Here is a 19,507-nt window from a genome sequence, read left to right as displayed (position 1 = left end):
CGCGCCGACAATTGGCCACGTCAGCCGCTATTGCCAAGAACCTCTTGCAGGTTGCGCGTCGTGTCCCAGCGTTCGTCGCCCGCCGCTTCGTCGGAGAAGCGGACCTTGACGCTGCCCTCCACCCCCGCCGCGCGCAGCGGCATGGCGAAGCTGCGCTCGACCGCACGCCGGGTCGCATCGCGGGCCAGCTTCATCGGCGCGGGCGCACGCGCCTGTCGCATCAGCTCGACCTGCCCCGCCGTGCGATTGGCGGCGTCGAGCCGCTGCTCGGCGTCGGTGAAGGTGGTCAGCAGGCCGCCCGATCCATATTCGCGGATCGCCGACAGATCGACCTGCGGCCCGTCGATCTCAACGGGGGGCAGCGTCACCGACAGGACATGGGCATTCGCATCCCAGCGCACATCCTGCTGGCGCAGCTTGCCCAGATCGACCTCGTAACGGACCATGCCCGGCATGATTAGCGTCCGCTCGGTCGAAAAGCCGAGCTGCGACTGGCGCGAGCTGACGACCGCGACGTACCGCGCCGCGAAGGCCGACAGCCGGTTCTGTTCGCGCAGGCCGTCCAGGCTGGCGCGCGCGATGGTGGTCGGGTCGGGGGTCAGCCGATCCTCGACATAGCGCTGCACGCCCCACACCATGATCAGTCCGGCCAGCACCAGCAGGAGCAGTACCCCCGCCACCTTGGTCAGGAACAGGCCGACCCCGCCGCGCGGTCGTGACGGTGGCGGCGGCGTGTCGGCAGGCGGCGTCACGCGCTGATCCATGATGCTCCTTCCTCGCGAACCAGCCCGCGGTTTCGCAGGTCATAAAGATGCGCCAGAACCGATCGTTCCGCCGCCGGAATCAGTTTAGGGTTCAGGCCGACATACATGCGGGCGGTCATCGCCGCGATCGGCAACCTCTCTTCCGCCGCCAGCAGGCGCAGGATTTGCCTCTCCCGCTGCTTGCGATGGCCCAGCATCCCGCGCACCAGCCGCTGCGGATTCTCGACCGCCTCGCCATGCCCCGGGTAATAGACCCGGTCGTCGCGCTCCATCAATTTTTCCAGGCTGGCCATATAGGCGCTCATGTCGCCATCGGGCGGCGACACGATGCTAGTCGACCAGCCCATGACGTGATCGCCCGAAAACAGCGCCCTGGTCTCGGGCAGCGCAAAGGCGAGATGGTTGGAGGTATGGCCCGGCGTCGCGATGGCGTTCAGCGTCCAGCCGTCGCCGCTTACCCCCTCGCCCTCCGCCAGGCCCCGGTCCGGCGCATAGTCGCGGTCGAAGGCGGCGTCGGACTGGCCACCCTGATAGTCGGCGGCGAACGGAGCCGCCCCGACGATCGGGGCGCCGGTCAGGCGGGCGAGCGGGCGGCTGGCCGGGCTGTGGTCACGGTGATGATGGGTGATCAGGATCGCCACCACCGGCCGCCCGGCGATCGCGCGGGTCAGTGCGTCCAGATGCGCGGGATCGTCCGGCCCCGGATCGATGACCGCCACGTCGCGGTCGCCCACGACATGACTTTGCGTGCCCGTATAGGTGAAGGGCGACGGATTGGGGGCGAGCACGCGGGTGACCAGCGGCTCAAGCAGGATCGGAATGCCGGTCGGGTGCTCAGCCATTCCCGACCATGTGGGCAAGCGGCGGACAAAGGGCAACCCCTGTCCCCGTCGGACGGGCACAGAGGTCGAGTTGGGGTAAAGTCGTGGTCCGGTCAGTCGCGATCGCGGTTCGCCATGTCGGCCTTCAACTCGGCGGTCGCCTCGTTCAGGCCGTTCAGTGCGTCACGCCGGGCGTCCTCGGACAGGTTGCGGTCGCGGATGATCGAGGCGCGGGCACTCTCGATGCTGGCGAGCGCGATCTGCATGTTCACCTGCGCCGTGCGCTGGGCATGGACGGCGGCGAGCGAGGCCTGACGAGCATCCCGCTCGATCCGGTCGGTGCAGATGATCGTCACCTGCCGCCGGGTCTTGCCGTCGACCGTCATATAGCTGGTGCGGGTATCGCTGTTGCCGGTACCACAGGCACGCGCCTGGACCATCGGGATCGGGGGCATGGGCACCATCGGGACCATGCCATTGTCGCCGACGAACTTGACCTTATGCCCGTTGCGCAGCGTCACGACGCGAACACGGGGCGCGGCGGGTGCCTGCGGCGCGGCGGGAACCGCGGCGGCCTGGGGAGTCGCAGGTGCAGCGGGAACGGCGGGCACCTCCGGAACCGTCGCAGCGATCGCGACCACGGGTTTTGCAGGGACAGCCGGAGCCACAGGTACGGACGGCGCGGCAGGCGCTTCGGGCGCCTCCGGCGTGGTCTGGACGACGGCGGGCAGGACCGCGACCGGGCTGGTCAGGTCGACGCCCAGCGTCCGCTCGACCTTCTTGGTCAGCGCCGCCGCCGCCGGCGTGCCCGAGGCGGTCGCCCCCAGCCCGGCCAGGACCAGCAGCGACACGGTGGCCCCGCCCATCGCCAGCTGGCGACGCGATTTCGGAGAAGTCGTCAACATCTTCAGCCTCCCTTTCAGATCATCGATGGTGTGCAGGTGACAGGCGCCCGACAGTGCGCGGCCATGCGCGGCCTTCACGATGGCGCAGGCATAGACATGCCGGTCGGCACGGCTGCGCCCCTTCAGGACACGGGCGTCGTTGGCCAGCTCCTGATCGGCACGGAAAGCGTGGAAGGCCCGCCACGCCAGCGGGTTGAACCAGTGGAGCGCCAGCACGGCGAGCGCGACCCAGTTGGCGATCAGGTCGCCGCGGGCATGGTGGCCCAGCTCGTGCGCCAGCGCCAGGTCGCGCTCATCGGCGTCGTACCGCTCGGCGAAATCGCGCGGGAAAGCGACGTAGCGATGCCAGATGCCGAAGGCGAGCGGCCCCGGCGCGCCGTCGCTGGCGACCACACGCACGCCCTCCACCGCCTCCAGCGGCTCGGCATCGGCGAGCAACCGCGTGCGGAAGCGCCAGTGGCGAAAGAGCTGGAAGCCCAGGAAACCCGCCGCCCCGATGATCCAGAACAGCGCAACACCCTGCTCCACCCTCTGCCAGATGCCGGGCGCATCCACCGTGGCGGGGATCTGCGCGGTCATGGGCAGCACGACATAGGTCGCGAAACGCTCGCTCGCGGCGGCCAGCGGCGGGGTCGCCTGCTCGGACAGGCCGCGCGGCAGCGGCGGCAGAATCAGCCGGAGCAGCGGCAAGGCCCAGAGTGCATAGGCGATCTGCGGCCCGAAGGCCTGACGGACATGGCGGCGGGCCAGCAGGACCAGCGCCATCAGGAGGGTGGAGGCGATCATCGCCTCCACCCCCCAGCCGAGTTGCGCGCCGCTCATGCCTTCAGGTCCTTGAGCAGTGCCTCGATCTCGGAAATGTCCTGCGCGGTCAGCTCGTCCCGCTCGGCCAGATGCGCGACCAGCGGGGTCAGGCGACCGCCGAACAGCCGGTCGATCAGGCGGCGGGATTCGCCAACGACATAATCGTCGCGCGCGACCAGCGGACGATACAGATAGCGCCGCCCCTGCTCCTCATGCGCAATGGCCTCCTTGGCGAGCAGACGGCCGAGCAGCGTCTTGACGGTATTGGTGCTCCAGCCGCGTTCGGGATCGACCCGCTCCGCGACATCCTGCGCGGTCAGCGGAGCCTCCTCCCACAGGACCTCCATCACGGCATGTTCGGCATCGCTGATACGCTCGGCCATCGACTCGCCCTCTTATTGACTACAAGCGTAATCTTATCGCGATTACAGGCGTAGTCAATAGAGTCGATCCATTCCTCCCCTTGCAGGGGAGGAATAAAAAAGGGGGCCGGATCGTAGTCCAGCCCCCTTTCCAATCTTACGATCGCCGACCTATCACGCGGTCTTCACGTCCTGGACCAGCTCGGCCAGTTCGCCGCTTTCGTACATCTCCATCATGATGTCCGAACCGCCGACGAATTCGCCCTTCACATAGAGCTGCGGAATGGTGGGCCAATCCGAATAGGCCTTGATGCCCTGGCGGATGCCCTGGTCCTGGAGCACGTCGACGCTCTCGAACGGCACGTCCAGATGGTTCAAGATCGCCACCGCACGGCTGGAAAAGCCGCATTGCGGAAAGAGCGGCGTGCCCTTCATGAACAGCAGGACGGCATTGTCCTTCACCAGCGCATCGATCCGCGCATTCGTATCGTCGGTCATATCATTCATCCTTGAGGGAATGGGATCAGGCGGCCGGAACCGCGGTGGTCAGTTGCAACGCATGGAGTTCGCCCCCCATGCGTCCACCCAGCGCCGCATAGACGGCGCGAGTGCGTGCGACCCGGCTCATACCCGCAAAGCTGGCGGCCACGACATGCGCGGCATAATGGTCGCCGTCCCCGGCAAGGTCGGTGATCTGGACCTCGGCATCGGGAATGGCGGTACGGATCATCGTGGCGATGTCATCGGCGGCCATCGGCATGGTCAGCGGCTCTCCATCAACTGGCGACGCGCCTCGACCAGTTGCTCGTCCAGCGCGCGGCGGACCTCCACCTCGTCGACGTCGATCCCGGCGGCGGTCAGGTCGCCCAGCAGCTTGCGGATGACGTCCTCATCGCCCGCTTCCTCGAAATCGGCCTGTACGACCGCCTTGGCATAGGCATCGGTTTCGGCGGGAGTCAGCTTCATCCGCTCGGCCGCCCATTGCGCGACCAGCCGGTTGCGCCGCGCCGTGATGCGGAACATCATGTCCTGATCGGCCACGAACTTGGCCTCGAAGCCCTTCCTGCGATCGTCGAAACTGTCCATCGGTTCGCCATCCCCCAGCCCTATGGGCCATCCAAACATAACGTCCGAGATAGGGGGCGTCGCGCCCGCGTGCAACCGATGCGCCGATCAGGTGTTGCACGGCGCGCCGAAGGATCGTTGCGCAGGGGAAACAATGGGAACCAGGTCTTGGTCGATGCGTAGTGTAACTATAACGAAGACGGGATAAACCCCCGGAAAACGGGGATATCACCGGTAACTTAGGAGAGCATCGTGACCCATTCCCACGTCATGCCACCCGACCGCCGCGACAGTCCGATGCTGGGCATCATGAACGGCTTGATCGGTTCGCTTGCCCTATGGGCGCTGATCGCCGGGGTCATCGTCGCCGCGTCCTGACCGTTTCGCCGGGACGCCGGCACCAGGCTTCGTCAGGCGGTTCCTGCCGTGGGGGCGTCCAGGCGCTGACGACCCGCGATCCAAGGCCGCCCCTCGGCCATCTGCCCTTCGAAACTGCCGATCGCTTCGTCGCGGGCCAGCGTCAGGCCGACTTCGTCGAGCCCCTTCATCAGGCATTCACGGCGAAACGGATCGAGTTCGAACGCAAAGCGGTCCTGGAACGGGGTGGTGACGGTCATCGTCTCCAGATCGACCGTAATCGGCTGGTCCTTCGCCACCTCGACCAACCGGTCCACGGCGTCCTGCGGCAGGACGACCGGGACGATCCCGTTCTTGAAGGCGTTGCCCGAGAAGATATCGGAAAAGCTCGGCGCGATCACCGCCTGGATGCCCATGTCCGCCAAGGCCCAGGCCGCATGCTCGCGGCTGGACCCACAACCGAAATTGTCGCCAGCGATCAGGATCGGCGCGCCCGCATAGCGCGGATCATCGAAGATATTGTCCGGTTGCGCGCGCACCGTCTCGAACGCGCCGCGCCCCAGCCCGGCGCGGGTGATCGTCTTCAGCCAGTGTGCCGGGATGATGACATCCGTATCGATATTCTTGGCGCCCCATGGATAGGCAGTGCCGGAGACGGTCGTAACCGGGTTCATTCCATCATCCCTGTATTCGAAACCCGCGCGTTCATCCCGCGCGCTGCGGACGCTGCTCGGCCACGGCGGGGCGTGACGCGATGCCTGCGGCATAGGCCGCCGCGCCGCACAGAACCGCGCCGGTGACGAGCATGACCAATACGTGCTTCATGATGCGTATCCCCTATCGTCCCTGTCAGATGCCTTAACGATCGAAATCGTGGCTCTTCAACTCTCTAACATCGAAAAGGCGCCCGGTCACCGCAGCGGCGGCGGCCATAGCGGGGGACAGCAGATGGGTGCGCGCACCGGGACCCTGGCGACCGACGAAATTGCGGTTCGAGGTCGAGGCACAGCGTTCGCCCGCGGGCACCTTGTCCGGGTTCATCGCCAGGCACATCGAACAGCCCGGCTCGCGCCATTCAAAACCCGCCTGCACGAAGATGCGGTCCAGCCCCTCTTCTTCGGCCTGACGCTTGACCAGCCCCGAGCCGGGAACGACCAGCGCACGGACGCCGTCCGCCACCTTGCGGTCGCGCGCCACGGCGGCGGCGGCGCGCAGGTCCTCGATACGGCTGTTGGTGCAGCTGCCGATAAAGACATGCTGGATGGGCACGTCCTGCATCGCGGTGCCGGGGGTCAGACCCATATAGTCCAGCGACTTGCGCGCCGCTTCGCGCTTGGACGGATCGGCGAAGCTGTCGGGATCGGGCACGACGCCGGTGATCGGCACCACGTCCTCGGGGCTGGTGCCCCAGGTCAGATTCGGTGCGATGTCGGCGGCGTCGAGAGTCACGACCTTGTCGTAGACCGCGCCCGGATCGGTCGGCAGCGTCCGCCACCAGGCAACCGCCTTGTCCCAATCCGCGCCCTTGGGGACCATCGGACGCCCCTTCAGATAGGCGAAGGTCGTCTCGTCCGGCGCGATCAGGCCGGCACGCGCGCCGCCCTCGATCGACATGTTGGCGATGGTCAGGCGACCTTCGATCGACAGGTTGCGGATCACACTGCCGGTGAATTCGATGACATGGCCGGTCCCGCCCGCCGCGCCGATCTTGCCGATGATGGCCAGCACGACGTCCTTGGCCGACACGCCGTGACCCAGCACGCCGTCGACGCGCACTTCCATGGTCTTGGACGGCGACAGGAGCAACGTCTGGGTCGCCAGCACATGCTCGACCTCCGACGTGCCGATGCCGAAGGCCAGCGCGCCCAGCGCACCATGCGCCGAGGTATGGCTGTCGCCGCACACCAGAGTCGTGCCCGGCAGCGTAAAGCCCTGTTCCGGCCCGACGACATGCACGATGCCCTGCGCCGCCGCCGTCGCGTCGATATAGTCGACGCCGAACTCGGCGGTGTTGCGGCGAAGCGCGTCCAGCTGCTGCGCGCTTTCCGGGTCGGCGATGGGCAGGAGGTTGCCGTTCGCGTCCTTGCGCGGCGTCGTCGGCAGGTTGTGATCGGGCACCGCCAGCGTCAGCTCGGGACGGCGCACCTTGCGCCCGGCGGCGCGTAGCCCCTCGAACGCCTGCGGGCTCGTCACCTCGTGAACAAGGTGGCGGTCGATATAGATGAGGCAGGTGCCATCGGGCCGCCGTTCGACAACGTGCGCGGCCCAGATCTTCTCGTACAGAGTCTGGGGTCGTTGGGCCATGATGCGGGCGCTGTTATCCGAAAAGGCGCGCAACGCAAAGGGTTCGCGCAATGTTATTTCGATTTCGGCGGGGATTCCTGTGGCCTTACCCCTTGGCGCGATAGTCCGCCGTCACGCCGCCGCACTCCGCCAGTTCGATTTCATGATCCGGGTCGCGCCACGTCTCCGCCAGCGCCTGCGCTTCCCAATCCCGCATCGCTGGATGCGCCAGAACCGTCTCGACCCATGCTGCCCCCACCGGGCCGACATCGATGCCGTAGGTCCGCACCCGGAACGCGACCGGCGCGTAGAAGGCATCGACCGCCGAGAACCGATCACCCGCCAGCCAGGGCCCGCCAAATTGCGACAGCCCCTCGCCCCACAATTCCGCCAGCCATGCGATATCGCGCTCCAGCCGGGGTGACGCTGGCTTGGCGTCCACCCGCACCCCGATATTCATCGTTCGCTCGGCCCGCAGCGCGCCGAAGCCGCCATGCATTTCCGCCACCGCGCACATCGCCCAGGCCCGCGCCGCCTCGTCCTCGGGCCAGACTCCCGGATGCCGTTCGGCCAGATACAGCGTGATGCCCAGCGAGTCCCAAACGGTCCGCTCGCCATCGATCAGCACCGGCACCTGCCCCGTCGGCGAAAAGGCGCGGAACGCCTCGTAATTCTCCGCCGCCGCGAACGGCTCGATCCGGTCGGCAAAGCCGATCCCGAACGCCTTCATCAGCAACCAGGGGCGCAGCGACCAGCTGGAATAATTCCGGTTCGCGGTGACGAGGGTATAGGCCATCAGCGGTCGAACTTCGCCGTGGTCTTTGCCGCCACCTCATCGGCGGTGACACCCGGCGCGCATTCGATCAGGCGGAAGGCGCTGTCGTGATCGGGGCGCTGGAACACCGCCAGGTCGGTGACGATCATGTCGACGACGTTGCGCCCGGTCAGCGGCAGGGTGCATTCGGGGATGAACTTGGGGCTGCCGTCCTTGGCGTTATGCTCCATGACGACGATGATCTTCTTGACCCCCGCGACCAGATCCATCGCACCGCCCATGCCCTTGATCATCTTGCCGGGGATCATCCAGTTGGCGATGTCGCCGCCCTGGGACACTTCCATCGCGCCCAGCACGGTCAAGTCGATATGCCCGCCCCGGATCATCGCGAAGCTGTCCGCCGACGAGAAATAGACCGAGTGCGGCAGTTCGCTGATCGTCTGCTTGCCCGCATTGATCAGGTCGGGATCGACCTCGTCGTCATAAGGGAACGGCCCGATGCCCAGCATCCCGTTTTCGGATTGCAGCGTGACCTCGACCCCTTGCGGGATATGGTTGGCCACCAGCGTCGGGATGCCGATGCCGAGATTGACGTAGAAACCGTCCTTCAGTTCCTTGGCCGCACGGGCGGCCATTTCGTCGCGGGTCCAGGCCATCACTGCTCTCCTGTCGGGTGCCACCGCCGGTCGGCGGGGAAGATGTCGTCCGCGCTGCCCTTCAGCGCCTTGCCGTAAACGGGGTTCGGGAAGACGAACCAGCCGCGCCCCCAAAGGGCCGCGACGCGCGAGCCATCGGCCCGGACACGCCGCTCCGCCACCGGGGCAGATGCGTTGAACAACTCGCTGAAATCGCCCAGCTGATCGCCGCCCATGGCGATCACGCAGTAACGCTGCGCAATCTGCCAGCGACGCGGGTCCTTATTGTCCCCGCTCCCCGTGTCGGAGCGCACGAACAGCGTGTCGCCATGCACCGCCGGGCCAAGCCCCGCCGCGTCGATCACGCGCGCCGCACCTGCCGGATCGTCGCGGTTGGTGTTGAAGATCACGGTCACGCCCATGGTCCGCAGATCGGCGATCGCCGCCGCTGCGCCGGGCGTGGGCAGGACGGCATGGCCGTCGCTTTGCTCCCAGGCACGCCACCGCGTATTGAAGTCGCGTCCCGGTCGGCCGTTCAAATCGTCATATTCGAAACCGAGATTTTGAAGGACCGTCTCGTCCACATCGAAGACGGCGGCGGGCCGCTTGCCCGCGCATGGCACGAAGCGGGGATTTTCGAGGCTCGCGCCCTGCGCCAGCACGACGCTGTCGGCTTGCGGGCGGCGGATGCGGTCGGCGGCATAGGTGACGAGCGCGTTCCACGCCTGACGCGAGATCGCATCGGCTTCGGCCGAGCCGTAGAGATATTGCATCCCTGCGAGTTTGGGGTTGGTTGCGAGTGGTGGGGGTGCGGCGCTGTTGTTGCCGACGGCGACGACGCAGCCGGATAGGGCAAGGGCGGCGGCGAGTGCGGCGCCTAGCCTCAGACCGGGTAGCCCTCCCCCAACCCCTCCCGCTTGCGGGAGGGGAGAGGTGATTTGGCGACTGTCTTGCTCAATCATCATGCGTTTCATGAACCACACCTCCGCCAAAAGCGCTCCCCCTCCCGCAGGCGGGAGGGGGTCGGGGGGAGGGCTGGCGCACTCCGCATCCCCCGCCCCCGGAAAATCAAACCCGCTCGCGCACCGTGCGGAATTCGATCTTCTTCTCATACGGCGCGCCGACGATCATCCGCTTCACATAGATGCCCGGCAGATGGATCTGGTCGGGATCGAGCGAACCGACCGGCACCACTTCCTCCACCTCGGCGACGCAGATGCGCCCCGCCGTCGCCATCGGCTGGTTGAAGTTGCGCGCGGTCTTGCGGAAGATCAGGTTGCCGGCCTCGTCGGCCTTCCACCCCTTGATGATCGACAGGTCGGCACGGATGCCGCGCTCGAGGATATAGTCCTCGCCGTCGAAGCTCTTCACTTCCTTGCCCTCGGCGACTTTCGTGCCGACGCCAGTCTTGGTGTAGAAGCCAGGGATGCCAGCGCCCCCTGCCCGGCAACGCTCGGCGAGCGTGCCCTGCGGACAGAACTCGACCTCCAGCTCGCCGCTGAGATATTGCCGCTCGAATTCCTTGTTCTCGCCGACATAGGACGAGATCATCTTCCTGACCTGATGCGAGCGGAGCAGCTTGCCCAGCCCCACGCCGTCGATCCCGGCATTGTTGCTGGCGATGGTCAGGTCCTTGACCCCGGCGGCCTCGATCGCGTCGATCAGCCGCTCCGGGATGCCGCACAGGCCGAAGCCCCCGGCGCAGATCGTCATGCCGTCATGGAGCAGGCCGTCGAGCGCGGCGGCCGCGTCGGAATAGAGCTTCTGCATGGGCGTCCTCCCTGTGATGGAGGAAGCGTTAGGCGGAGCCACGGAGCCGGGTCAAGCCAGCGTTTGCGCTTTGCGCGGGCCAGCGTTTGCGCTTTGCGCGGGCCAGCGTTTGCGCTTTGCAATGAAGCGGCGTTAGGCTGCCGTCCATGACCTTGAAAACCGGCGGACGCCTGCTTGTCGATGCGCTTCTCGAACAGGGGTGCGACCGAATCTTCACCGTGCCGGGCGAGAGTTTCCTGGCGGTCCTCGACGCGCTGCACGACACGCCCGCCATCGATCTGGTGACCTGTCGGCAGGAGGGCGGCGTGACCTTCATGGCGTGCGCCGATGGCAAGCTGACAGGGCGGCCGGGCGTGGCCTTCGTCACGCGCGGGCCGGGCGCGACCAATGCGGCGATCGGGGTCCATGTCGCGCGGCAGGACTCACAACCGATGATCCTGTTCATCGGCGATGTCGATCGGGGCACCCGCGACCGCGAAGCCTTTCAGGAGGTCGATTTCCAGGCGATGTTCGCCCCACTCGCCAAATGGGCGGCGCGAATCGACGATGCCGCGCGCATCCCGGAATATGTCGCCCGCGCCTATGCCACCGCGATGAGCGGGCGGCCGGGGCCGGTCGTCCTAGCCCTGCCCGAGGACATGCTGTGCGACATGGTCGAGGGCACGCCCCGCCCCCGGATCGAGCGCCCGTCGCAGGATGTGCGGATCGAAGACGTCATGGCCGTGCAGGATCTGATCGCCAAGGCCGAGCGCCCGGTCGCGATCATCGGCGGCGCGCACTGGAATGACGATGCGGTGGCACTGGCCGAGCAATGGGGCGAAGCGGCGGGCATCCCGCTGGTCGCGGCATTCCGGCGGCAGGACGCCGTGTCGGCCGACTGCGCGGTCTATGCCGGCAATCTGGGCTATGGCCCCAATCCCGCGCTGGTCGCTCGGATGAAGCAGGCCGACCTGCTGATCGTGCTGGGCGCGCGCCTGGGGGAAGCGACGACCGACGGCTATAGCCTGATCACGCCCGACCATCCGGGCCAGATGCTGATCCATATCCATCCCGACCCGGAGGAGTTGCACAGCACCTATCGCACCGATCTGGCCCTGTGTTGCGATGTGGACCGGGCGCTGGGGATGCTGGAACTGCTGGCGACGGAAGCCGCCGCGCCGCATCCCTCCGGTGCGGAAGCCCATGCCGCCTATCGCGCATGGACCGACCCGACCCCGCGCGACGGCGTGACGCTCGATCTCGGCCAATGTGTCGCGGCGATGCGGGAGGTCCTGCCCGCCGATTCGATCCTCTGCAACGGCGCGGGCAATTATTCGGGCTGGTGGCATCGCTATTGGCGCTATGAGCCGGGGTGTCAGCTGGCCCCCACCTGCGGCGCGATGGGCTATGGCTTGCCCGCCGCCACCGCCGCCGCGCTGCGTCATCCGGAGCGGATGGTGGTGGCGCTGGCGGGCGATGGCTGCTTCCTGATGAACGGACAGGAACTGGCGACCGCCGTGCAGCATGGTGCTTCGATGCTGGTGATCGTCGTCGACAATGGCGGATATGGCACGATCCGCATGCATCAGGAGCGCGAATATCCCGGCCGCGTGGCGGCGACCGCGCTCGCCAATCCAGACTTCGCGGCGCTGGCGCGTGCTTATGGCTGTTGGAGCGAGACGGTGACGCGGACCGAGGACTTCGACCCTGCCCTGTCCCGCGCCATGGCGCAGACGGGCGTGCGCCTGTTGCACCTGAAGACGGATATCGAGGTCATCACTCCCGCCACCACGCTGTCACGAATCGCCCAGCGATAGGCCCATCCTGGCGGGAGGCATCGTTGCAGGTGCCAGTTTGCGCATGGGCCTTCGACCTCGGGGTGGAAGGCCACGAATGAAGCTAAGTTGAGACATTCGCCCTGCTTGCAAGGGATTCAACCAACAAAGACCTCATCTTGCGCCTGAAATAACGCTACCATAAAATCGATTGCGTAACTTCGAAGAGTCCAGACAAAACAAAACCGCCCCGGCGTAAACCGGGGCGGTGAGTTCGTTGCTGATTGCTTTAGTCAGAAAACGACTAGCAGGTTCAGATGTTGTCGCCAAGAGCGCCCTTGACCGAACCCTTCATCTGTTCGCCCTTGCCCTTGACCTGCTGGGCTTCGCCCTCGGCCACGAGCTTGTCGTTGTTGTTGTGCTCGCCAATGGCTTCCTTGGCCTTGCCAACCAGCTCGTTGACGTTGCCCTTGATCTTGTCGGTCAGCTCACCCATTGCGGCCTCCATTTACTGGGGATTGACAAATCCCGTTGAACACTCGGAAACACAACGGTTCGTTACGCGGCAAGTTCCGTGAAATTAAAGTTAGATCAGGCCCGCAAGCGGGCTGGAAGGGTCGGCGTAGCGCCGCATGCCCATGCGCCCGGCACGGTACGCCATGCGCCCCGCCTCGACCCCCGCCTTCATCGCGCGGGCCATCAGCACCGGGTCCTTGGCCTCGGCGATCGCGGTGTTCATCAGCACGCCGTCGCAGCCCAGCTCCATCGCGACGGCGGCCTCCGAGGCGGTGCCGACGCCCGCATCGACCAGCACCGGCACCTTCGCCCCCTCGACGATCAGGCGGATCGTCACCTTGTTCTGGATGCCCAGCCCCGAACCGATCGGCGCGCCCAGCGGCATGATCGCGACCGCCCCGACATCCTCAAGCCGCTTGGCGGCGATGGGATCGTCGACGCAATAGACCATCGGCTTGAAGCCTTCCTTGGCCAGGATTTCGGTCGCGCGCAGCGTCTCGTACATATCGGGGTAGAGCGTCTTGGCCTCGCCCAGCACCTCCAGCTTGACCAGGTCCCAGCCGCCCGCCTCGCGCGCCAGCCGCAGGGTGCGGATCGCATCCTCGGCGGTGAAGCAGCCCGCCGTGTTGGGCAGATAGGTGATCTTCTTGGGGTCGATATAGTTAGTCAGCATCGGCGCATTGCGATCCGACACGTTCACCCGGCGCACCGCGACCGTGACGATCTCCGCCCCCGCCGCCTCGACCGCCGCCGCGTTCTGTGCGAAGTCCTTGTACTTGCCGGTCCCGACGATCAGGCGCGAGCGGAAACGCTGGCCCGCGACTTCCCACGAATCATCGTCCGCGACCGTCACCGCATGGTCGCCACCGCCGACGAAGTGCACGATCTCGATCTCGTCGCCATCCTCGACCTCGACCTGCGCCAGCGTCGAGCGCGGCACCACCTCCAAATTGCGCTCCACCGCCACCTTTTCGGGCACCAGGCCCAGCTGGTTCGCCAGATCGGCCAGCGACAGGCCCGCCGCCACCCGCTTATGCTCGCCATTCACGGTGATCGTCACGGTTCCATCGGTATGGGGCATATGTGTCACTTACCATGCAAGTCGCTGCCCGCTCGACGTGGGATAGGGCATGCGGTTAAGGAAGGCCCTCGATCTAGGCCCGGCCATCCCGAGCCGCAACCATGGGAGTGCCGATGCCCGCGACCGTTTATGTCCTCAACGGGCCGAACCTGAACCTGCTCGGCCTGCGCGAGCCGCATATCTATGGCCATGACACGCTGGACGATATTGCGGGGCTGCTGGAGGATCGGGCGCGCGAGCTGGACCTGGCGATCGACATGCGCCAGTCCAACCATGAAGGCCATCTGATCGACTGGCTGCACGAGGCCCAGGCTTATGAAGCGAAAGCCGTGCTGCTCAATGCCGGGGGCTTCACCCATACGTCGATCGCGATCCATGACGCGATCAAGTCGGTGACGACCCCGGTGATCGAGGTTCACCTATCCAACCCTCATGCGCGGGAGCCATTCCGCCATGAGAGCTTCATCGGGCGTGCCGCAAAAGGCACAATCGCGGGTTTTGGCGCGCATTCCTATCTGCTCGCGCTTGAAGCCGCGGCCCGGTTCTGACAGGAGCGCGTCCCATGACCGAAAAGACCGAACAAGCGATGAAGGTCGATGTCGACCTCGTCCGTCAGCTCGCCGAGCTGCTCGACGCCACCGCCCTGACCGAAATCGAGGTCGAGCATGGCGACCGCAAGATCCGCGTCGCGCGCAAGGCCGCAGCCGTCGCTCAGATGGGCTATGCGCCGGCCCCTGCGCCCGTGGCCGCCCCGGTGGCCGCGCCCGTCGCTGCCGCACCCGCCGCAGCGGAAGTCGGTGCCTCGGCTCCGGCCGCGTCGGCCAACGCCGTGAAGTCGCCGATGGTCGGCACCGTCTATCTGTCGGCCGAACCGGGCGCCAAGCCCTTTGCCGTCGTCGGCCAGAAGGTCGCCGCCGGTGACACGCTGCTGATCGTGGAAGCCATGAAGGTCATGAACCCGATCACCGCGACCCAGGCGGGCACCGTCACCGCCGTCCTGGTCGAGAACGGCCAGCCGGTCGAGTTCGACCAGCCCCTGGTCGTCGTCGAGTAAGCCGCCTTGGCGCAGATCAAGAAACTCCTGATCGCCAATCGCGGTGAGATTGCGCTTCGCATCCACCGCGCCTGTCACGAGATGGGGATCGAGACCGTCGCCGTGCACTCCACGGCCGACGCCGATGCCATGCATGTGCGCCTCGCCGACCAGGCGGTGTGCATCGGCCCGCCCGCGGCCGCCGACAGCTATCTCAACATCCCGAACATCATCTCGGCCGCCGAGATTTCGGGCGCGGACGCGATCCATCCGGGTTACGGCTTCCTCTCGGAGAACGCCAAGTTCGCCGAGATCGTCGAGGCGCACGGCCTGATCTTCGTCGGCCCGAAGCCCGAGCATATCCGCATCATGGGCGACAAGGTGGAGGCCAAGCGTACCGCCGGTGCGCTCGGCCTGCCGCTCGTCCCCGGTTCGGACGGCGCGATCTCGGATCTCGATGAGGCCAAGGCGCTGGCCACCAAGATCGGCTATCCGGTGATCATCAAGGCGGCCTCGGGCGGCGGCGGACGCGGCATGAAGGTCGTGTCCTCCGAGGACCAGCTCGAAACGCTCATGCAGCAGGCGGGCTCCGAGGCGAAGGCCGCGTTCGGCGACTCGACCGTCTACATGGAAAAATATCTGGGCAATCCCCGGCATATCGAATTCCAGGTGTTCGGCGACGGCAACGGCCAGGCGATCCATCTGGGCGAGCGCGACTGCTCGCTCCAGCGCCGCCACCAGAAGGTGCTGGAGGAAGCTCCCTCGCCGATCATCACGGCCGAGGAGCGTGCCCGCATGGGCGGCGTCGTCGCCAAGGCGATGGCCGATATGGGCTATCGCGGGGCGGGCACGATCGAGTTCCTGTGGGAAGACGGCGAGTTCTATTTCATCGAAATGAACACCCGCCTTCAGGTCGAGCATCCCGTCACCGAGATGATCACCGGGCTGGACCTGGTGCGCGAGCAGATCCGCATCGCCGAAGGCCATCCGCTGACCCTGCGCCAGCAGGACGTGCAGTTCCGCGGCCATGCGATCGAGTGCCGCATCAACGCGGAAGACCCGCGCACCTTCGCCCCCTCGCCGGGCACGGTGAAGATGTATCATGCGCCGGGCGGCATGCATGTCCGCGTCGATAGCGGCCTCTACCAGGGCTATAAGGTCCCGCCTTATTATGACAGCATGATCGCCAAGCTGATCGTCTACGGCACGACCCGCGAAGGCGCCCTGCGCCGTCTGCGCCGCGCGCTGGAGGAGTTCGTGATCGAGGGGATGAAGACCACCATCCCGCTCCACCAGTCGCTGCTCGACGACCCCGAGTTCCAGAAGGGCGACTATACGATCAAGTGGCTGGAGGAATGGCTGGCCAAGCAGGGCGCGTAACCTCCTACTCCTCCCCCTGCAGGGGATGAAAACTTGGCCCCCTCCCCGGTCGGGAGGGGGCTTTTTCATGCCCGGAAGCGGGGATTACCTCTCCACATTCCCCGCCACCCATGCCAAAAGCGTCGGCGATGAAGGCGACGATCCTCCACAACCCGCGCTGCTCCAAGTCGCGCGAGGCGCTGGCCCTGCTGAACGAGGCCGGCGCGGATGTGACGGTGATCGAATATCTGAAGACACCACCGAGCGCCGAGGAACTGGCGCGGCTCTATGCCAAGGGCGGGCTGTCGCCGCGCGACGGGTTGCGCAAGGCGGAGGCCGAGGCCAAGGTGCTGGCCGACGCGGATGACGCGACCGTGCTGGCCGCGATGGCCGCCCATCCGATCCTGATCGAGCGGCCACTGGTCGAGACGCCCAACGGTGTCGTTATCGGACGGCCTCCCGAAGCGGTGCGGAGCATCCTGTGACCGCTGCCCATAATTTGAGCAGCACTTGGCACCATGCCCGCTTTTCGGGCGCAATTCTGATCGATTTCTTACCCTCTTACGAGGGAAAGGCAGTTGGCACGATCCCTGCTACGCGCAGGGTCGGGCGAGGGTTCGAACAACATCGGGGGCAGTCAGGCTCGTGAAAAAGATTGAGGCGATCATCAAGCCGTTCAAGCTCGATGAGGTGAAGGAGGCGCTGCACGAAATCGGCGTGTCCGGCATCACCGTCACCGAGGCGAAGGGCTTCGGCCGCCAGAAGGGCCATACCGAGCTCTATCGGGGTGCCGAATATGTCGTCGACTTCCTGCCGAAGGTGAAGCTGGAAGTGGTGGTCGAGGACGGCCTGGCCGAACGCGTGGTGGAGGCGATCGCCGCCGCCGCGCAGACCGGCCGGATCGGCGATGGCAAGATCTTCGTGATCCCCGTCGAGACCGCACTGCGCATCCGGACGGGCGAACGCGACGACGCGGCGATCTGACGCACCCCATACTCATCCGTCACCGGGCTGACATTCGGTCCCACTAAACACGTATCACCGGCCCCGGCCTTTCGCCGGAGGGCGGCCAAGCAGAGAGAGAACGGAACATGGCGAATACGGCCAGCGATATCCTGAAGCAGATCAAGGACGAAGAGATCGAGTGGGTCGACCTGCGCTTCACCGATCCCAAGGGCAAGTGGCAGCACCTGACCATGGTCGCCTCGATCCTGGGTGAGGATGAGCTGACCGACGGCCTGATGTTCGACGGTTCGTCGATCGAGGGCTGGAAGGCGATCAACGAGTCGGACATGGTTTTGAAGCCCGACCTCGACGCCGTGTACACCGATCCCTTCTCGGCCACCCCGATGCTGATCGTGTTCTGCGACATCGTCGAGCCGTCGACCGGCGAGCTGTACGCCCGCGATCCGCGCTCGACCGCCAAGCGCGCCGAGGCGTTCGTGAAGACCACCGGCATCGGCGACACCGTCTATGTCGGCCCGGAAGCCGAATTCTTCATGTTCGACAATGTGCAGTTCGACACGAACTATGCGTCGTCCTACTTCAAGATCGACGATATCGAGCTGCCGACCAACACCGGCCGCGAATATGAGGGCGGCAATCTCGGCCACCGTCCGCGCGCCAAGGGCGGCTATTTCCCCGTCGCGCCGGTCGACTCGGCCGTCGACATCCGTGGCGAGATGGTTTCGACCATGCTCGAAATGGGCCTGCCCTGCGACAAGCACCACCACGAAGTCGCCGCCGCGCAGCACGAACTGGGCATGACCTTCGGCACGCTGACCCAGACCGCCGACCGCATGCAAATCTACAAATATGTCGTGCATCAGGTCGCGCAGGCTTATGGCAAGACCGCGACCTTCATGCCGAAGCCGATCAAGGAAGATAACGGCTCGGGCATGCACACCCACTTCTCGATCTGGGAAGGCAAGACCCCGCTGTTCGCCGGCAACGGCTATGCAGGGCTCTCGGAAACCTGCCTGTACTTCATCGGCGGCGTCATCAAGCATGCCAAGGCGCTGAACGCCTTCACCAACCCGACCACCAACAGCTACAAGCGTCTGGTGCCGGGCTATGAAGCGCCGGTGCTGCTCGCCTATTCGGCGCGCAACCGCTCGGCCTCGTGCCGCATCCCGTACGGCACCGGCCCGAAGTCGAAGCGCGTCGAAGTGCGCTTCCCCGACGCGCTGGCGAACCCGTATCTTGCCTATGCGGCGCTGCTGATGGCGGGTCTGGATGGTATCCAGGACAAGATCCATCCGGGCGAGGCGATGGACAAGAACCTGTACGACCTGCCGCCCGCCGAGTTGGCCCAGGTCCCGACCGTCGCCGGTTCGCTCCGCGAAGCACTCGACTCGCTGGCCGCCGACCACGACTTCCTGCTGAAGGGCGACGTGTTCACCAAGGACCAGATCGAGAGCTATATCGAGCTGAAGATGCACGAAGTGATGCGCTGGGAAATGACCCCCAGCCCGGTCGAATACGACATGTATTACAGCGGCTGATTCAGCCCCTGCACGATGTCACTACGGGGAAAGGGGCCGCAAGGCCCCTTTCTTTTTGGGAGGAGTGGAAAGGTGCTTTTCAGCTTCGGTTTTTCCGCCCCGATCGACCTGTTGAGCTGAGTCGTCGCTCTCATGCTCAGTGCCAAGCTGATCGCCACGCTGGTGCTGCTTCTGGTGGATAGAGATGCCAGGGATCGGCCCGGATGGGGACCGATATTATGGTGGGTCACCAAGCTGACGCCCATCGTCGCGATCCCCTGCGCCGTTGCCATCGCCCTGCTGCAACGACAGTTCGACGCAGCTCTGCTCTTCGGTGCCATGGCTCCGTTCGTCGCCATGGCCGTACCGATCAAGGTCACGCAGCGGCAAGCACGCATCGCGCGGGGGACGCGTTGAACGAACAGCCTAAAACCATAATTCAGGTTATGCGCGGTTCGCCCACCTCGTAAACGACCAGCCGCCGCTCACCGATCCCCAGTAAAGGCCACGCCGCCCGCCATTCGGCGATGTGCAGCGAGGTAAAGTGTCGATCAAGCGCCCCCTGATCGGTCCACAACTCCTTCACATGGATGAGGCCGGGATCGAGCACATCCTCGGCATAGCCATAGTCCAGGCATCCCGGCTCGGCACGGCTGGCCTCGACCATGCGCCGCATGACCGGGCGGGCCGCGTCGAGCTTGTCCGCGGGCAAGCGCACGGTGCCGACGATCGGCAGCATG

General features: G+C 65.9%; 25 protein-coding genes. 9 read left to right on the top strand and 16 right to left on the bottom strand.

Annotated features, from left to right (window positions below; all coding sequences use genetic code 11):
- Positions 1 to 20: 20 nt before the first annotated feature.
- The 7 genes from GGQ89_RS07800 to GGQ89_RS07770 all read right to left on the bottom strand — a co-directional run bounded on the left by GGQ89_RS07800 (position 21) and on the right by GGQ89_RS07770 (position 4,742).
- Positions 21 to 764 (bottom strand): DUF4230 domain-containing protein, encoded by a 744-nt coding sequence (locus GGQ89_RS07800; protein ID WP_184105330.1) that lies wholly within the window; start codon positions 762 to 764, stop codon positions 21 to 23.
- Positions 749 to 1,606, bottom strand: coding sequence for an MBL fold metallo-hydrolase (locus GGQ89_RS07795; protein ID WP_184105329.1), 858 nt, complete (start codon positions 1,604 to 1,606; stop codon positions 749 to 751). The genes GGQ89_RS07800 and GGQ89_RS07795 overlap by 16 nt, the downstream gene beginning before the upstream one ends.
- 92 nt (positions 1,607 to 1,698) lie before the next feature.
- On the bottom strand, positions 1,699 to 3,312 hold the full coding sequence (locus tag GGQ89_RS07790) for a M56 family metallopeptidase (RefSeq protein WP_184105328.1): 1,614 nt from the start codon (positions 3,310 to 3,312) through the stop codon (positions 1,699 to 1,701).
- The gene (locus tag GGQ89_RS07785; RefSeq protein ID WP_184105327.1) at positions 3,309 to 3,677 is read right to left on the bottom strand and encodes a BlaI/MecI/CopY family transcriptional regulator; all 369 of its coding nucleotides are present in this window, start codon (positions 3,675 to 3,677) and stop codon (positions 3,309 to 3,311) included. The genes GGQ89_RS07790 and GGQ89_RS07785 overlap by 4 nt, the downstream gene beginning before the upstream one ends.
- Before the next feature lie 153 nt (positions 3,678 to 3,830).
- Positions 3,831 to 4,154 (bottom strand): Grx4 family monothiol glutaredoxin, encoded by a 324-nt coding sequence (grxD, locus tag GGQ89_RS07780; protein ID WP_056439494.1) that lies wholly within the window; start codon positions 4,152 to 4,154, stop codon positions 3,831 to 3,833.
- A 25-nt stretch (positions 4,155 to 4,179) separates the two neighbouring features.
- Positions 4,180 to 4,416: a BolA/IbaG family iron-sulfur metabolism protein gene (locus GGQ89_RS07775; RefSeq protein WP_042490079.1), complete on the bottom strand. Its 237-nt coding sequence runs from the start codon at positions 4,414 to 4,416 to the stop codon at positions 4,180 to 4,182.
- Between the two features lie 2 nt (positions 4,417 to 4,418).
- Positions 4,419 to 4,742 (bottom strand): DUF1476 domain-containing protein, encoded by a 324-nt coding sequence (locus GGQ89_RS07770; RefSeq protein ID WP_056439368.1) that lies wholly within the window; start codon positions 4,740 to 4,742, stop codon positions 4,419 to 4,421.
- Between the two features lie 231 nt (positions 4,743 to 4,973).
- Here GGQ89_RS07770 and GGQ89_RS20255 point away from each other — a divergent pair, with 231 nt between their 5' ends.
- Positions 4,974 to 5,099 carry a hypothetical protein gene (locus GGQ89_RS20255; protein ID WP_276208911.1) on the top strand — a complete coding sequence of 42 codons (126 nt, stop codon included), beginning with the start codon at positions 4,974 to 4,976 and terminating at the stop codon, positions 5,097 to 5,099.
- Between the two features lie 32 nt (positions 5,100 to 5,131).
- Here GGQ89_RS20255 and leuD read toward each other — a convergent pair whose 3' ends face one another.
- The 6 genes from leuD to GGQ89_RS07740 all read right to left on the bottom strand — a co-directional run bounded on the left by leuD (position 5,132) and on the right by GGQ89_RS07740 (position 10,541).
- Positions 5,132 to 5,752, bottom strand: coding sequence for a 3-isopropylmalate dehydratase small subunit (leuD, locus tag GGQ89_RS07765; protein WP_184105326.1), 621 nt, complete (start codon positions 5,750 to 5,752; stop codon positions 5,132 to 5,134).
- Positions 5,753 to 5,936: 184 nt separating this feature from the next.
- Entirely contained in the window at positions 5,937 to 7,382 is a 1,446-nt protein-coding gene (gene leuC, locus GGQ89_RS07760) for a 3-isopropylmalate dehydratase large subunit (protein ID WP_184105325.1), read from the bottom strand.
- Positions 7,383 to 7,467: 85 nt separating this feature from the next.
- Entirely contained in the window at positions 7,468 to 8,157 is a 690-nt protein-coding gene (locus GGQ89_RS07755) for a glutathione S-transferase family protein (RefSeq protein ID WP_184105324.1), read from the bottom strand.
- Positions 8,157 to 8,792: a CoA transferase subunit B gene (locus tag GGQ89_RS07750; RefSeq protein ID WP_184105323.1), complete on the bottom strand. Its 636-nt coding sequence runs from the start codon at positions 8,790 to 8,792 to the stop codon at positions 8,157 to 8,159. The genes GGQ89_RS07755 and GGQ89_RS07750 overlap by 1 nt, the downstream gene beginning before the upstream one ends.
- Positions 8,792 to 9,544 (bottom strand): HAD family acid phosphatase, encoded by a 753-nt coding sequence (locus GGQ89_RS07745; protein ID WP_240456437.1) that lies wholly within the window; start codon positions 9,542 to 9,544, stop codon positions 8,792 to 8,794. Before GGQ89_RS07745 ends, GGQ89_RS07750 begins: the two co-directional genes overlap by 1 nt.
- Positions 9,545 to 9,839: 295 nt before the next feature.
- On the bottom strand, positions 9,840 to 10,541 hold the full coding sequence (locus GGQ89_RS07740; protein WP_184105322.1) for a CoA transferase subunit A: 702 nt from the start codon (positions 10,539 to 10,541) through the stop codon (positions 9,840 to 9,842).
- Between the two features lie 146 nt (positions 10,542 to 10,687).
- On the opposite strand from GGQ89_RS07740, the gene GGQ89_RS07735 reads away from it, so the two are divergent.
- Positions 10,688 to 12,337, top strand: coding sequence for a thiamine pyrophosphate-binding protein (locus tag GGQ89_RS07735; RefSeq protein ID WP_184105321.1), 1,650 nt, complete (start codon positions 10,688 to 10,690; stop codon positions 12,335 to 12,337).
- Between the two features lie 271 nt (positions 12,338 to 12,608).
- On the opposite strand, the gene GGQ89_RS07730 is transcribed toward GGQ89_RS07735, so the two are convergent.
- Positions 12,609 to 12,791: a CsbD family protein gene (locus GGQ89_RS07730; protein ID WP_056439483.1), complete on the bottom strand. Its 183-nt coding sequence runs from the start codon at positions 12,789 to 12,791 to the stop codon at positions 12,609 to 12,611.
- Between the two features lie 90 nt (positions 12,792 to 12,881).
- Positions 12,882 to 13,892, bottom strand: coding sequence for a sulfur carrier protein ThiS (gene thiS, locus GGQ89_RS07725; RefSeq protein WP_184105320.1), 1,011 nt, complete (start codon positions 13,890 to 13,892; stop codon positions 12,882 to 12,884).
- 113 nt (positions 13,893 to 14,005) lie between these two features.
- On the opposite strand from thiS, the gene aroQ reads away from it, so the two are divergent.
- The 7 genes from aroQ to GGQ89_RS07690 all read left to right on the top strand — a co-directional run bounded on the left by aroQ (position 14,006) and on the right by GGQ89_RS07690 (position 19,184).
- A complete protein-coding gene (gene aroQ, locus GGQ89_RS07720; protein ID WP_056439353.1) occupies positions 14,006 to 14,440 on the top strand; it encodes a type II 3-dehydroquinate dehydratase in 435 nt (144 codons plus the stop codon).
- Positions 14,441 to 14,454: 14 nt separating this feature from the next.
- Positions 14,455 to 14,946 carry an acetyl-CoA carboxylase biotin carboxyl carrier protein gene (accB, locus tag GGQ89_RS07715; RefSeq protein WP_184105319.1) on the top strand — a complete coding sequence of 164 codons (492 nt, stop codon included), beginning with the start codon at positions 14,455 to 14,457 and terminating at the stop codon, positions 14,944 to 14,946.
- A gap of 6 nt (positions 14,947 to 14,952) precedes the next feature.
- Entirely contained in the window at positions 14,953 to 16,305 is a 1,353-nt protein-coding gene (accC, locus tag GGQ89_RS07710; protein ID WP_184105318.1) for an acetyl-CoA carboxylase biotin carboxylase subunit, read from the top strand.
- Positions 16,306 to 16,433: 128 nt separating this feature from the next.
- Positions 16,434 to 16,769 carry an arsenate reductase (glutaredoxin) gene (arsC, locus tag GGQ89_RS07705; protein WP_184105317.1) on the top strand — a complete coding sequence of 112 codons (336 nt, stop codon included), beginning with the start codon at positions 16,434 to 16,436 and terminating at the stop codon, positions 16,767 to 16,769.
- Between the two features lie 160 nt (positions 16,770 to 16,929).
- Positions 16,930 to 17,268, top strand: a complete 339-nt coding sequence (locus GGQ89_RS07700) for a P-II family nitrogen regulator (protein WP_007405799.1) — start codon at positions 16,930 to 16,932, stop codon at positions 17,266 to 17,268.
- Positions 17,269 to 17,375: 107 nt separating this feature from the next.
- Positions 17,376 to 18,788 (top strand): type I glutamate--ammonia ligase, encoded by a 1,413-nt coding sequence (glnA, locus tag GGQ89_RS07695; RefSeq protein WP_184105316.1) that lies wholly within the window; start codon positions 17,376 to 17,378, stop codon positions 18,786 to 18,788.
- A 132-nt stretch (positions 18,789 to 18,920) separates the two neighbouring features.
- Positions 18,921 to 19,184, top strand: a complete 264-nt coding sequence (locus GGQ89_RS07690) for a hypothetical protein (protein ID WP_184105315.1) — start codon at positions 18,921 to 18,923, stop codon at positions 19,182 to 19,184.
- Between the two features lie 22 nt (positions 19,185 to 19,206).
- On the opposite strand, the gene GGQ89_RS07685 is transcribed toward GGQ89_RS07690, so the two are convergent.
- Complete coding sequence (locus tag GGQ89_RS07685; protein WP_184105314.1) at positions 19,207 to 19,506, bottom strand: putative quinol monooxygenase; 300 nt, start codon at positions 19,504 to 19,506, stop codon at positions 19,207 to 19,209.
- Position 19,507 lies beyond the last annotated feature (1 nt).

Origin of the sequence: Sphingomonas yabuuchiae (assembly GCF_014199595.1) — a bacterium.
Classification (GTDB): Bacteria; Pseudomonadota; Alphaproteobacteria; order Sphingomonadales; family Sphingomonadaceae; genus Sphingomonas; species Sphingomonas yabuuchiae.
Note: the sequence above shows the minus strand (reverse complement) of the source record. Positions and strands in the feature narration are given on the sequence as shown.